The 13998-nt window shown below is 63.3% G+C and carries 13 protein-coding genes; 5 read left to right on the forward strand and 8 right to left on the reverse strand.

Annotated features, from left to right (window positions below; genetic code table 11):
• The first annotated feature begins 58 nt into the window (after positions 1 to 58).
• Complete coding sequence (locus WIMU1_RS05535; protein ID WP_147431422.1) at positions 59 to 1348, forward strand: hypothetical protein; 1290 nt, start codon at positions 59 to 61, stop codon at positions 1346 to 1348.
• 123 nt (positions 1349 to 1471) lie between these two features.
• Here WIMU1_RS05535 and WIMU1_RS05540 read toward each other — a convergent pair whose 3' ends face one another.
• The gene (locus WIMU1_RS05540; RefSeq protein WP_158599281.1) at positions 1472 to 2932 is read right to left on the reverse strand and encodes an HNH endonuclease signature motif containing protein; all 1461 of its coding nucleotides are present in this window, start codon (positions 2930 to 2932) and stop codon (positions 1472 to 1474) included.
• A 304-nt stretch (positions 2933 to 3236) separates the two neighbouring features.
• Positions 3237 to 4109 carry an LLM class F420-dependent oxidoreductase gene (locus tag WIMU1_RS05545; protein WP_030169478.1) on the reverse strand — a complete coding sequence of 291 codons (873 nt, stop codon included), beginning with the start codon at positions 4107 to 4109 and terminating at the stop codon, positions 3237 to 3239.
• 126 nt (positions 4110 to 4235) lie between these two features.
• Between WIMU1_RS05545 and WIMU1_RS05550 the strand changes: the two genes are divergently transcribed.
• Positions 4236 to 5015, forward strand: a complete 780-nt coding sequence (locus WIMU1_RS05550) for an SDR family oxidoreductase (RefSeq protein WP_062795427.1) — start codon at positions 4236 to 4238, stop codon at positions 5013 to 5015.
• A 24-nt stretch (positions 5016 to 5039) separates the two neighbouring features.
• Here the strand turns inward: WIMU1_RS05550 and WIMU1_RS05555 are convergent, their stop codons facing one another.
• From WIMU1_RS05555 to WIMU1_RS05575, 5 genes are all read right to left on the reverse strand, one after another.
• A complete protein-coding gene (locus WIMU1_RS05555) occupies positions 5040 to 5819 on the reverse strand; it encodes an alpha/beta fold hydrolase (protein ID WP_062795428.1) in 780 nt (259 codons plus the stop codon).
• Between the two features lie 61 nt (positions 5820 to 5880).
• Complete coding sequence (locus tag WIMU1_RS05560; RefSeq protein ID WP_062795429.1) at positions 5881 to 6429, reverse strand: hypothetical protein; 549 nt, start codon at positions 6427 to 6429, stop codon at positions 5881 to 5883.
• 139 nt (positions 6430 to 6568) lie between these two features.
• Positions 6569 to 7030, reverse strand: a complete 462-nt coding sequence (locus tag WIMU1_RS05565) for an RrF2 family transcriptional regulator (RefSeq protein WP_062795430.1) — start codon at positions 7028 to 7030, stop codon at positions 6569 to 6571.
• Between the two features lie 76 nt (positions 7031 to 7106).
• Positions 7107 to 7856, reverse strand: coding sequence for an SDR family oxidoreductase (locus WIMU1_RS05570; RefSeq protein WP_062795431.1), 750 nt, complete (start codon positions 7854 to 7856; stop codon positions 7107 to 7109).
• A gap of 128 nt (positions 7857 to 7984) precedes the next feature.
• Entirely contained in the window at positions 7985 to 8602 is a 618-nt protein-coding gene (locus tag WIMU1_RS05575; protein WP_062795432.1) for a TetR family transcriptional regulator, read from the reverse strand.
• Positions 8603 to 8705: 103 nt separating this feature from the next.
• Between WIMU1_RS05575 and WIMU1_RS05580 the strand changes: the two genes are divergently transcribed.
• Positions 8706 to 10208, forward strand: coding sequence for an MDR family MFS transporter (locus WIMU1_RS05580; RefSeq protein WP_084248005.1), 1503 nt, complete (start codon positions 8706 to 8708; stop codon positions 10206 to 10208).
• Positions 10209 to 10334: 126 nt separating this feature from the next.
• On the opposite strand, the gene WIMU1_RS05585 is transcribed toward WIMU1_RS05580, so the two are convergent.
• Positions 10335 to 11528 (reverse strand): alpha/beta fold hydrolase, encoded by a 1194-nt coding sequence (locus tag WIMU1_RS05585; RefSeq protein ID WP_062795433.1) that lies wholly within the window; start codon positions 11526 to 11528, stop codon positions 10335 to 10337.
• A gap of 496 nt (positions 11529 to 12024) precedes the next feature.
• Here WIMU1_RS05585 and WIMU1_RS05590 point away from each other — a divergent pair, with 496 nt between their 5' ends.
• Positions 12025 to 12765 carry a class I SAM-dependent methyltransferase gene (locus WIMU1_RS05590; protein WP_062795434.1) on the forward strand — a complete coding sequence of 247 codons (741 nt, stop codon included), beginning with the start codon at positions 12025 to 12027 and terminating at the stop codon, positions 12763 to 12765.
• A complete protein-coding gene (locus WIMU1_RS05595) occupies positions 12762 to 13856 on the forward strand; it encodes a phosphotransferase (RefSeq protein WP_084248006.1) in 1095 nt (364 codons plus the stop codon). The genes WIMU1_RS05590 and WIMU1_RS05595 overlap by 4 nt, the downstream gene beginning before the upstream one ends.
• Positions 13857 to 13998 lie beyond the last annotated feature (142 nt).

The following is a 13998-nucleotide window of genomic DNA, read 5'->3' on the forward strand; positions in this document are numbered from 1 at the left end:
CGGCATATGAGCTGCAGGCGCGAGACCAACACTGCTGCGCACACATCGAGGATTCAGCATGGTGAATAGGGTGCTGGTCTCGGCCGCGGTGGCAGTAGGTGCGTTCATCTCCGTCGTGGTGCTCCTGACCCGCCTCGGTGGCGGACAGTTGGTGTTCGAGTCCGATCCGTGGCGAGTGCTATATCAGGGTGACGTCGCGTGTGTTGCGTTGTGCGCAGTGGTCGCGGTTGTCGTCAGTGTGTTGATGGGTCGCTCTCTTGTTTTCTTCGTCGGCGTCGCCGGCTTGGTGGCCCTTGGTGTCGTGGCTGCCGCTGGCACGTCTGCGAATTGGGCAAGCTACGTCAGCGCCGTGGCCGCAGGACTGTTGATCGCTGCGACGGGATCGTTGGCAGGGCAAGAAGACAGCCGAGAGTTGTTGCAGACTTGGCTCTTCGCTGGTGCCCTGGTCGGCGCTTGGTTGGCCCGGCCACTCGAGCAGTACCGCTCATCGGTCACGTACTCCGGCGCCTACACGCCAACCGGCACGCCCCCCGACTGGCCGCTGGTTGTCGGTGTAGTTGCCGCACTCGTGCTGTTCGCTGCCGCAAGGTTCACCGGACCTCCACACGCCCGATTCCCCGACGATAACGGCCGATCAGCTACGCAGCGTTCTGCTCTGGGGCCCACTTTGACGCTCGGGATCGGCGTGCCAGTCGTCGCGTTGTTGTCATGGTGGTGGTTCATTGCCACCGTAGGATCCGGCGACGACATCGAGGGCGGTACGTGGGCATACGGCATAGTTTTGCTGCCGGTTATCATCGTCGGCGTGTGGTGGTTGCCGCACCGCAACGGTCTGGTGTTACTTGCGATGCTCGCAACGGTGACCGCTGCACCTGGCTCGCCCGGATGGCAAGAATCATGGCCGATGCTCCTGGTCTTCGTGGTCCTGATCGTCGGTGGTCTCGTGACCGGACGCCGCTGGGCACACCCCATGATCGCCATGGGCGTGCTCCTCGCCTGCACACTCATGACCGCAATAGATGGATCGCCCTGGGATGCCGCGGGAATCGTCGCCGCATTCATCGTTCCGGTAGCGGGCGCGCACGCGGTCGCAGCTTGCTTACCTACGACCGCGCCTGTCAGCACTATCGCGGTCGCCGGACCAGCCACTCTGTTCCCCGTCGCCGGAATAACGGTCGCCTACAGCTTCTCGAGCTCATCGGGCTCATCGGGCTTCGACGGCTACCAGCCCACCACCACTGAAGTGATCTTGGCCGCGGTCACCGTTGCTGCGTGCGGAATTGCACTTGCTTTCTTGTCTCGCCGCCGACCAGCGAGCGACGTCGACGAGAACGGTCTGCCCGTATAGTCGGGAGCGTTTGTTGATCGCGGTCGCAGTGGCGGCTGACGTCTAAGTCTTTGCACGACAGCGGTGTTCAAATCCAGCGCGAAGCGCGCCCGTGATCAAGGATAGTAGGGTTTCTGGTGGCCGCTATTCCTCGACCTGTTCTGCCGAGTCTTCGGCGGTGTCATCCAGGTTCGCGGTCAACTCGGCCGGGTTGTGTTGCTGTAGCTGCATGCGTTGCTCGCGGTCGTTGAGTGCTTGTTGGCGTTCGGCGATGATGTTTTGCCATGCCGCTTCGATGGTGTGGTCGGTGTGGTGGGCTCGATTGATGCGTGGTTGTTGGTCGGGGTCGATGTATGTGGGTGGGATCCACGCGACTCGGCCGGCGTCGGGTCCGTCGGTGACCATCACTGTCTGCCATTGGTCTTCGCCGGGTCCGATCATGGCGTGGTGTGGAATGCACGCCGGTGCGAGTTCGTCGATGTCGGTGTGTCCGCCGTCTGCCCAGGCGGTGGTGTGGTGGATTTCGGTCCAGGAGATGGGGTTACGGCAGCCTGGGCTGGTGCAGCCTCGGTCTTTGGCGAACAACGCCATCCGTTGGCCTTGTTGGGCGGTGCGTTTGGTCCGCGCGAAGTAGAGGACGTCGGCGGAGTGGTTGGCGAACACCGCCAACGACCACTCCGCCCGGGCGGCGAGTTCGAGAGCGTCCTTGACCGGCAGGTCAACACCGGAGGCGGTGTGGGCGATACCCGCGGCCTCATCAAGTTGCTGTTTGGTCATCGTGATGATGACCTGCACCGGCAGGCCACGGTGCGAAGTCCCCAACAGTTTGTACTCCAGAATGGTCTTGAGGATTGCTTTGAATGCATCGTGCTGCCGTTGGGCGCGGGAACGGGTGTCGCGGCCGGCTGCGGCTTCGATGATCGCTGGGTCCATGGTCGGGTCGTCGACGGCACCGGTGGGCGAGTTGGGGTCGTCGGGGTTGTTCATTCCCGGTGCTGCCCACACATCCATCACGGTTCGAAACAGCGCCAACGTTGCCGGGTCCAGGTTGCCACTGATTTTGGCCATCATGTCCAACCCTTGGGGACCGTCGGACAAACCACGATTGCGTTTGCGGTCAGCGTCATCGGTCAGTGTCCCGTCCGGATCAACCCGCGCCAGGACTTCCCGCCCGCAGACTTCGAGTTCGGTGGGGCCCAGTGTGCGGGCGTTGTCGGTCATCCAGGCATCGACCACGTCATACACTTCCGGCGCTGATTTGTGCGGAATGCGGTCGCGGACTTTGAGCATCACATCCATGTGCGCCAACCCAATTGTTCCGTCGGCGAGGGCTTGGGCGGCGGCCGGGCATTTCGGGGGCAGCGCCTCGCCCTGCATCGACAACAACACACCAGCAGCATCCAGTGCTTTCAACCGCGAGGAGGCATCACCACGAGAGACCCGCAGTTCACTCATCACAAACCGATGCAACGTCGAATGACCAGCCTTACGGAACAGGCCCCGATCATTCACCTCCTGCAACCGCTTGAGGCCTTGAAACGTCAGTGCCCGAACAACTCTCTCGTTCATCCGCACCAACTCGGCCACCTGCACATCAATCAACATCAGCTGCTGACGTGGCAGCAATCCGCTGCAGCACCGCATCAAGATCGCGATACAACCCCACCAACAGCGGCATTGGCGGTGGATCCACCGTCACCGAATCACTCATCGACAAGCCCCCCAGCCCTCGAACCCCTTTCACCAAGTATACCAACAGAATCGGTCATTGTCGAACACGTGTTCGAACAATGCGGACGGGAAGTTCGCATGCTTGGCGGGTGGGTCACTGCGGGTGGTCTAGAAAAGCGCTTGTCTGCGTTGAGCTTTCGCACGCCCACGACCGGGATCGGGCACTCGCCCTACCTCTTTACCAATCCGCGATCACGGGAATGACGCGGTCGCCGAGGATCTCCAGCGGGGTGATCTCGGCAACCCCCGGAACCCAGCCGTGAACATGGGTGACACCCAGATCTGCCAGTGGTTTGAGTTGCCCGAGCAGCTCGTCGACGTTCGCGCCATCTGCCCCCGGGTCGAGAGGGAACATGACGGTTTTCTCGATCGCATCATAGTCGGTGCCGAGTGACTCACAGTGCGAGCGAAGCACATTGAGCTTGTGTTCCACATCGGGTCCGCCGAACAGGTTGCACGCCTGCGCGTACTGGGCGACCATCCGCAGGGTCTTCTTCTCTCCGCTGCCGCCGATCAGGATCGGCGGGTGAGGCCGGCGCAACGCTTGTGGCACATTGAGTGTGCTTCCGAGACGGTAGTGCTTGCCGTCGTAAGCCCCGTTGTCATCGCTCCACATCTGCAGGCAGATCTGCAAGGTCTCTTCGAGGCGCTCGAACCGCTCGGCCGTGCTCGGGAACGGCAGACCCAGGCCCACGCATTCTTCTTCGTTCCAAGCCGCACCGATGCCCAGGTAGGCCCGGCCCTTGGACAGCACATCAAGAGTCGTGACCGCTTTTGCGAGCAGTCCGGGCTCGCGGTAGACGGTGGCCGTCACCCAGGCGAGGAGGTCGACCTTCTCGGTCACCGCGGCCAGGTAGCCGAGCGCCGTGTAGGCCTCGAGCATGTCGGTGTCGACAGGGCCGACGGGGCCGATCTGCCAGAGGTGATCCATCACGCTGAGCTTGGCGAATCCCTGCGCCTCAGCTGTTTGCGCGATGGTGACCAGATCGTCCGCCAGTCCGGACGGCCCGGCAGGGTAGGTGAAGTCCGCGATATGCAATCCGAGTTCCATGGTCGCCACGGTATCCGCGATCGTGGGACCTAGTCAGGGACTGACAGTCCTACCCTGAGCCGTTGCTGACACCGCGGCTCTCGAAGCGGCCCGCGAAGCCCCGCCCGGATGATAGAACCTGAAGATATGACTGAAGTGACTCAGGGTATGAGCCGCAACCTATTTGACGTCGCCGGCAAGACTGCGCTGGTCACCGGCGGTACCAGCGGTATAGGGGCGATGATCGCCCACGGACTGCACGAACACGGCGCACGCGTTGTCATCGCAGGACGAAAGCGGCCGGCTCTCGAAGCGGCCGAGGCCGACGGCTTGACGGCGATCCAGGCCGATCTCTCGACCACAGACGGCTGTCGTGAACTGGCCGAGAAGGTTGCCGACCGGGTGGACGGTCTGGACATCCTGGTCAACAACGCCGGCGCCACGTGGGGTGCCCCGCTGGACGAGTTCCCCGACTCGGCATGGTCTCGGGTCCTGGATCTGAATGTTCGGGCGCCGTTTGTCCTGACGCAGGCCCTGCTTCCGATGCTGGAGCGAACGGCCACCGCAGACGATCCTTCGCGGGTCGTCATGATCGGCAGCATCGACGGAATCCGCGTGCCGCGCACAGCTTCCTACTCTTATTCGGCGAGCAAGGCTGCCGTACATCAGCTCACGCGCCACCTGGCCCGCGATCTCAGCGAGCGTCACGTGACCGTCAACGCCATAGCGCCAGGACCATTCGAGTCGCGGATGATGGCGCCCATCCTCAAAGACCTTCGCGCCGAGATCGAGGCCGCGTCTCCGTTGGGGCGGATCGGCCGTCCGGACGACATGGTCGGCGCCGTCATCTACCTGGCGAGCCGGGCGGGCTCCTATCTGACCGGCACAGTGATTCCGGTGGACGGCGGGATGGCGACAACGCTGTAGCGCGCTTCTGCAGGGCCGGGTCCTTCAATCCGAACGGGCCGCACCGATGGTGCCGATGATGGTGTCGGCCACCAGAGCCGGATCGTCGATCATCGGAACGTGACCGACGCCGGTCAGCACCGTGAACGTGGCCTGCGGAATGCGATCGCGCGCGATGGCGCCGTTGACGTCGACAGGGAAGATCCGGTCGTGCTGCCCCCATGCGACAGTGATCGGACACGGCAGGGGGTCGAGCGGTTCGAGGTGCTCACGGGTACCGAGGAGATCGACGGTCACCGCGCAACCCAGAAGGTCATCTGCCGCAGTGAGAGCCGCGGCAGGTGTGAGTCGATCCGCGCGCCAGGCGATGTCGCGCATGGCAATTCGCCGCACGGCTGCGAGTTTCAGTGCGAGTGGGGCGATGGGCCTGCTAACCCTTGTCAGAGCGACCTCGCGACGTAGCCGCGCAACCGCGTGATCCTGGCTTGCACTCCCGATCGACCACATGCCTGCCGGAGACAGCGCACAAACACTTGCAGCGCGACCGCGGCGTGCCAGTTCGATGGACATCCAGCCACCCATCGAGTTGCCTGCCAGATGTGGTCGGTCGAGACCGAGATCGTCGAGGATGCGCTCGGCGTCATCGACCATGTCGCCGAGGGTGACCGGTCGGCGGGTCGGTGCCGGCGCACCGCCGCGGTGACCGAGTGCGGTGGGCGTATGTACTCGGTGAGCCTGCGACAACAGTGGGATCACGTCGGACCACGCCGATCCGGACATCGTCACGCCGTGGAGTAGGACCAGGTCGGGTTTGCTCTCGGTCATGCGCGAAGTCTGGCACGTCTCCGGTGGTTTTCGGGACGGCACCGACCAGATGGCAGCGCACTCAGGTCGGTTGCGCCCGGCGCACCTGTTCGGCGGCCCGAGAAGGATCCAGTTCCGTGTTGCATCGAATGATCGCGGGGCCCGTGGTGAGGATCCCGGAGGTCAGTGGCTGCGCTCGCAACCCACCCCGGCCGATGAGCGCTTTTCTGGTGCCCTCGCCGGCCATCGAATCCATCCAGCTACACGGATGTGCGGGTCGGCCGCCACGGAACCGAACCGGCCCGTCACCGGAGTCGATCTCGAACTCCTCAGCGCGCAGGGGGTCGAGTTCGAGTCCGCGCACCATCACGTTGCGCCGGGCCACGGAGGGGTCGACACCACCAGCCGCGGCCTCCCACGCTTCGAGCGCCAGAAAGGTCACCGCTGCTTCGGTATGGGCACGGACGCCGAAGAAGCGGTCACCGCGAATTCCCTTGTCTGCCACGATTTCGACGGAATCGGGTGTCTGGGTGGCAACGTGCGCCGCAGGTCCGTCTTTCGCTCGACCGAAGTACGCGTGGGCGGGCGAGACGAGAAACGACACCACGTCGAAGCGGTATTCGTAGAGCATGTGACCACCGTGGCATATGCGGCATCCCTTCGTTCGAGGGGCCGCCGCGTCAACCGTCGTCAGCTCAGGACCAACCCGGCGAAGACTCCGTGACCCATCACAGCGCCCCGGCCAGGTGCGGGTTCTGCGAGATCGTGGATCAGCTGCCCGGCATCGCGAGCACCCTTTTGAGTGCATCGACATCGAGCGTCGCCGCGAGATCGGCAATACTGACAGCGGAAAGTGTTGACCGCCAAGCCTGTTCGGCCTGTGCCATGACCTTCGCGATCCCGCAAGCCGACAGACACTCCTCCGGCGGAGCTGCCAAGATGCCCTGCTGCCGGATCTCGGTACATCGGAAGGCCGGTTCTTTGCCGTCGATCGCCTGCACCACATCGAGAACGGTGGTGTGCTGAGGTCCGCGAGTCAGGACGTACCCTCCATCGCGTCCTTCGGATGGGTGAACGATTCCGGCGCGGGCCAGTGACTGCAGGTGTTTTGCAAGGTAGGTCTTGGAAATGCCGTGAAGCTCGGCCAAGCGAGCAGCGGGTACGGGACCATTTGCCTGTCCCAGCACCACGCAGCAGTGAAGGGACCACTCCACGCCGGCGGATAGCTTCATGTCACCGACTCTAACCACGCCCAGGCACCCTGAGCCCGTGCGGCGGGGGGATCAGTGGATCGTCCCCGTCCTCGCCTCAGAACTTTGTCTTGAGCCATTCGTCCAGGGTGGTCGGCGCTATCCACGCGTCCGCGCCGGGAGTCGGGGTGATGGACGAGTTGTCGAGCTTGGCGCCGAAGTAGCCGGCATCGGGGTCGGATAGGACGGTTCGGGTATCCCCGGTGGCGGCGAACAGTCGTCGAACCAATTCATCGATGCCCAGTGGCTGCGGTCCCGCGATCTCAACAGTGGCGCACAGCGCAGCGCCGGTGGCGACCTGCGCAACTCGGTTCACCACGTCGTGCGAGGCAATGGGCTGCAGATGCGCCGGAGTGGCATGCACGGTTCCGCCGTCTGCGCCGGCATCGGCGATACCGGCGATGAACTCGAAGAACTGGGTGGATCGGACGATCGAGTATGGAACTCGGCCGGCCTTGACCAGCTCTTCTTGAGCAACCTTCGCCCGCATATAGCCGGAGTCGGGTACGCGGTCAGCGCCCACGATCGACAGGATCACGTGATGTCCGACGCCGGCCGCCTCTTCGGCGGCGAGCAGATGCGCCGTGGAGTCGCGAAAGAATGCCATCACGTCGTCGTCGGCCCATGACGGCGAGTTCGTGAGATCGATGACCACATCGGCGCCTTCCATGGCGTGGGGTAGTCCGGCGCCGGTTGTGGTGTCGATGCCGGATTCACGTCCCAGCGCGACGACGTCGTGTCCGGATTCCTCCAGCTTTGTCGCGACCTGGCTCCCGATGAGTCCCTTGCCGAAAATAACGATCTTCATGGCGCTCTCCTTTACTCGGATACTTATAGTCCGAGTATACTCAGACACAATGTGTCCGAGTCAAGGGGCCGTGTGCTCATCAGGTCGAGGGTGGGCAGAAACGTGGGGTGGGTAAGGAGGCCGGGTCCTCAGAGCTGGCGAACCCGCGCGCACACCTGGCGATAGATGGTCAGCAAGTCGGCATCAGTCAGGCTCGGAGCGCACGAGTTGACCCACTCATCGAAAGCGCATTGCAAGGCCAACTGCGCGATCTCGAGGATCATCCGGATGTGGGAACGCCGCCCGGGCGTTCCGTCGTCGTCGATCAAGGTGAGCAGGTGATGTGACGAGTCCGCGCACCGCCCCATGGCCGCTTTGCTCAATGACGGATTGGCCGACACCAGCTTCTGGATGCGCAGGATCGTGGTCGCCAGCTCACCCTGCTCTTCGCGAATGCTCGCGATGACGCCCTCGAAGGCCCGTTCGACATCCGCGAGTTCAAATCGGCTGGGTTCGGCGCCTGCGACGCAGGCTCGCAAGGCCTCGTCGAAGCCGTACATGTCGAACAGGACCGAGTCCTCTTTGGTGGCGAAGTACCGGAAGAAGGTCCGCGCCGACACACCCGCGGAAGCCGCGATCTCGTCGACCGTCGTCAACTCGAAGCCCTGCTGCTCGAACAGGTCCAGCGCGGCCTGCTGAATCTGCAGGCGAGTCTCCGTGCGACGCCGCGTACGCAGATCGGGCGCGGCGAGCGGCTGGGCTGTCATGGTGCGGAGCTTAGCTGTCAAATGGTTTTTCGTCACCCTCTGCCAATGTGGCAGTCACTGACAGTTGGTATATGCTGCACGAGTTGTAAAGGACTAGTGGGGGATGAAACCTGTGACCGAAAACGTGACCGTGGGCGCCGAGGCGTCACCCAAGGATGGCGGAAGTCCGTCGGGCAGTGTGCTGTTGATCAGCCTGCTGCTCGTGGCGACTTTCGTGGTGATCCTGAACGAGACGATCCTCAGCGTTGCACTACCGACCCTGATGGTGGATCTGGACATCAGTGCGCCCACGGCGCAGTGGTTGACCAGCGGCTTCTTGTTGACCATGGCGATCCTGATCCCGACCACCGGGTTCATCCTGCAGCGCTTCGCGCTCAGGTCCGTCTACATAGCGGCGATGGCCGCGTTCACCGTCGGAACGCTGGTCGCCGCGTTGGCGCCCGGTTTCGAGCTGTTGATGGTCGCCCGCGTCATCCAGGCCTCGGGCACGGCGCTCATGATCCCGCTGCTGATGACCACGATTCTGACCGTCGTACCCGAGCACTCCCGCGGGCGGGTGATGGGCTTGGTGACCATCGTGATCTCGGTGGCACCGGCGATCGGACCCACCGTGTCCGGTTTGATCCTCCAGTCACTGAGCTGGCGGGCGATGTTCTGGATCGTCCTGCCGATCGCCGTGGCGGTCACCATCATGGGCGGGATCTTTGTCCGCAATGTCACCGAACCGCGGGCCGCTCACCTCGACGTGATCTCTGTTCCGTTGTCCGCTCTCGGTTTCGGTGGAATCGTCTACGGGCTGAGCAGCATCGGTGAGTCTGCGTCCGGGCACGCACCGGTGCCACCGTGGCTGCCGCTGACCATCGGCGTCGTGTCGCTGGCACTGTTCGTCGCCCGCCAGCTCAAGCTCGTCCAGAAGGGCCGCGCGCTGCTCGATCTGCGCACCTTCGCGGTCGGGTCGTTCCGTCTGGCCGTGGGCCTGATGGGCGGATTCATGTTGACGTTGTTCGGCGCCCTCATCCTGTTGCCGCTGTACCTGCAGAACGTGCTCGACAAAGACGTCCTGACAACCGGTTTGGTGTTGCTGCCCGGTGGTCTGGTGATGGGTCTGCTCGGACCACTGGTGGGTGGTCTCTACGACAAGTGGGGTGCCCGGCCACTGGTGCTCCCGGGCGCGATCGCGATGAGTGCGGGCACGTGGCTGCTGGCCACCCTCGACTCCGAATCGGAGCTGTACACCGTCATCATCGCGCATGTGATCCTGAGCGCGGGAATCGCTTTCGGTCTCACCCCGTTGATGACATCGGCGCTGGGATCGCTTCCGCCGGAGCTGTACTCGCACGGCAGCGCAACCGTGAGCACCGTTCAACAGGTCGCCGGAGCCGCGGGTACCGCTTTGTTCATCACCTTGATGACGCGGGGCACGCAGTCGTCCTTCGACGACGGCAGCAATGCGGTCGTCGCGAACGCCGACGGTATCCACCTCGCGTTCCTCGTCGGCGGGATCATGTCGGTGGTCCTCGTCCTCGCGGCGACGATGGTCCGATCGGCGAAACGACCGGCGGCAGCCGAGGCCGACGTCAAGCCGGAGCATGCTGTCGCCGAGTAGATCGGCCGGCACCACCCGCAAAGAACCTCCGACATCTGTCTCATCCTCCGGTTGCAACCGGAGGATGAAGCAGGAGTCGGAGGTTCTTGTGCGTCGGTGGTCTTCTTGCGTCGGTGGGGCACTGCCTCACGGCGAGCTGACTGCCCCCGCGACGTCCGTGTCCCGCGTGATCGTCACCGATGTGTCCGCACGCTCGTCCATCCGGTCGAGGAACGGCGCCACCTTGGTGTCGATGGCAGCGTTGTAGATCCCCGGCTGCTGCTTGGGATTCGCGTGGCCGGTCCCGGCCATCCGCACCACGAGAAGCTGCGCGTCGGTGCCGGCGATGTCGTCGAGCAGCACCTGCTGGCTGTAGTCGACGTCGACCACCGGGTCGTCTGCGCCGAATGCCGGACGCATGAAGATGATCGCCGGGGGGGTGCGGTCGCCCGACTCCGTGGTGAGGGTCTGCAGATCATTCTGTGCACCCGAGGCGACAATTGCCTTGAATTGGGATTCGATCAACCCGTTGCTGGCCGTATCGTCGGACAACAGTTTCTTGCGGAGCACTTCTTTCACCACGCCGGTGAGCTCTCCTGTATCCACCAGCGGATGCCCGTCGGACGGGCGGAAGAGGTATCGATCTCTGCGCGCGGCGGTCTCCACCACAAGGCGCAGGGCTCGGCTCTCGCGGGCACCCGGAACCCACCCCATCCAGCGCAGCATGTCTTCGCCTGCGTCTCGGCTCTCCGCACGCACGGCGTGGAGGTCGATCGGCGTGCAGTCGAGTATCACAGCCCGGACTTCGAGGTCCCCGTCCTCGTACAGGTGCTCGGCGACTTCCAGAGCGATGATGCCGCCCATGCTGTGGCCCGCGACGACGATCCTGCTGACGCCGGCCCGACGGGAGTGCTGTGTGACCAGCCGGCTGATGACGGCCGTGTCCAGACCGGCGTTGTCGTACTGCACCGCCCACACCTGACCGATGGCCGTGAAAGCCGGGAGGGACCGCGCCGTGTCACTGGCGTCGACATTCCCCAGTCCGACCAGGTCGACCACTGCTGTACCGCTGTCGAGCGGGTTCTGAGCGTCGTGGATGTGATGGAGACGAGGATGGGTCATCGCCAGACGTTGGCGCTCGGGCTGCACATCCAGCGCGTAGTAGTGGGCACACAGGATCGACAGCGCGATGAGCAAGAGCCCCACACGCAGAGCCCCGCGCCGCACACGGCCGAACCGTCGCCAATTGCTGCCGAGCCGGGTCGATCGAAGGCGTGCCACGCGTCGAGCATCGCTCCAGTCGGTGACTGGATTAATGGGATGACGCTCGACATTAATCATTTGCAACCAGTCTACGTGGCCACGGTCGGCGTCCGGCCCGAGCGACGAGCCGTCGGCCCGGCTGGAGCCTCTGCCCGGCCCGCGGTTTTGGATCTCGTCGAGCCGCGGCCACGCGCCCAGTAGGCGCCGATGGATCCGGGATTCAAACGCCGATCAGCCCAGAAATTTGAATTAGCAAGAAAGTGATTCGATAAATCAATTCGAGATGAACCAGCGCCACATAATTGTAAAGAATACTTCGCATTTACTCGAAGTCATAAAGAATATGTGAGACGCCGGTCCGGTTGTCGCCGCTCACGGTAAAGCCCTCGTGGATGCAATGTGAACAACTCCTTAATAGGCCCGTGTGGGCGTTATCTACGTTGAAGCCCGGGTAGTTCATCAATAACGTGGATCGCGGCGAGAACGAAGCAAGGCCTAGGTTGAACCGGCACTTCCGTCACGAGTCACCGCAGAGTGCAGACGCCAACAATCGGTGTGAGAGAGGGTTTTTCGCATGTCTGGAGAAGATCTCTATCCCGCCCGGATCGCACAGATCTACGATCTGCTGTACCCGGACTTTTTCAATGACACCGCAACATTCTGTGAGTTCGTCAGGTCGCGGGCCAAGGGCAATCGAGTTCTCGAATTCGGAGTGGGCACGGGCCGGATCGCAATGCCATTGGCAGAAAAAGGATTTGAGGTGACCGGCCTCGATGTCTCCAGCGAAATGCTGGCGAAGTTGAAGGAGAAAGACGTCGATGGGCGGGTCAAGGTGGTGGAGCAAGACTTCATTACCGAGAGGGTCGAAGGAACATTCGATGCCGTCCTGCTCATGATAAACACCCTGTTCGTCGCGAAGACCCTGGACGAGCAGGTCGCGGTATTCGGCAATGCCGCAGCCAATCTCACTGACGACGGGTTCTTCCTGGTGGAGACCTTCAATCCCAATCACTACCATGGTCTTCGCCAACCGGACGTGCAGATGCGCCAGCTCGACGCCTCCACCACCCAGCTGGAGCAGTACGTGGCCGAGCCGAGCCGGCAGTTGCTCATCGCCCAGAACCTCGTCTTCCGAGATGGCGAACAGTTCAATTACACGCACGTCCTCAGATACCTGTTCCCCTACGAGATGGACGCCGTTGCCCGCAACGCGGGTCTGACATTGGCCGAGCGCTGGGCTGATTGGGGCAGTACACCTTTCGGCCCCGACAGCCCACGCTGCCTGTCGCTGTACCGCAAAGACGTGCCGTCATGACAAAACCCGTGTTCCGGCGGCAAGAGAAGCAACTCCTCTCCTCGATCGCGCACGTGATCCCGCAGTTGGGCCGAGATGTCGATGAGATCACTGAGGTCAAACCCCTGCTCGGCCGCAACATCAGCGGCCAGATCACCTTCGAGGGCGCGCACACCGTGTTCATCAAACGCATGACCGGACTGGGCGCGGTGGACCGGTACACCCGAAGTGTGTCGTTCCACGATGCGATCGACGTGTCCGACGCGCCCGCTCACACTGCGACGCCCGCACTTCTCGCTCGTGACAACGACAGTCACACGGTGGTGTACGAGTTCATCGACGACGCGGTCAGTGCGGGTCAACTGCTCCGAGACGACGACATCGACTTCGCAACCCTCGAACGTGTCGGTCGATGCGTCGCGGGACTGCATTGCTTGCCGGTGCGCGATGCCTCGGTGACCGACCACACCACACCGTTCTTCCCGCCACACGGACCGAACGCCATCTCCACCCAGATGTACTACGGGTCCACCATGGGCCAGCTCGACATGTGGCGAATCATCCAGTCCGATACAGGTTTACGGGCAGCGCTCGACCAGCTCGCGACCACACCGACGCCGAAGGTACCCATCCACGGAGATCTGCGCGGAGACCAGATCCTGCTGGCCGGCGAGACCAACTGGATCCTCGACTGGGAGGATTTCCGGCTCCAGGACGGCGCCCGCGACGTCGGCGCTCTGATGGGCGAGGTGTTCTACCATCGGATGCGAAAGAGCCTGGCCTCGTTTGCAGGTGGCGACGAAGAATCGGTCACCGACACCGAGATCATCGAGCGGGGCACGGCTGCATTGGCCGAGGCGACGCCGGGTGCCCGTGCGGTATGGGACGCGTACCGCGCGGTCCGGGCCGACGCGGCCGACCCTGAGTTCGTTGCGCGAAGTGTTCAGTACTTCGGCTGGCAACTGTTCGATCGGGCGCTTGCGGCCGGAACGTACTTCGGGCGGTTGTCGGCACTCGATCGCGCGCTGGCAGGCATCGGCCGCGAGGCCATTCTCGGCGGCGGCGACTACGCCGAGGCGCTCGGCATGACCGAGGGGAGGGTCGCGGCGTGACCACAGTGCAACGACACGAACAACTACAACATGAACAACTACGACATGGACAACCGGACGGCAGCACCTCACACGTCGAACTCGATCAGGCGGTCCGATGGTTGATCGCGCGGACAAGTGCATTGACGGTTGCTGAATCCGG

It is taken from the genome of Williamsia muralis NBRC 105860, from assembly GCF_001598915.1.
Lineage (GTDB): Bacteria > Actinomycetota > Actinomycetes > Mycobacteriales > Mycobacteriaceae > Williamsia > Williamsia muralis.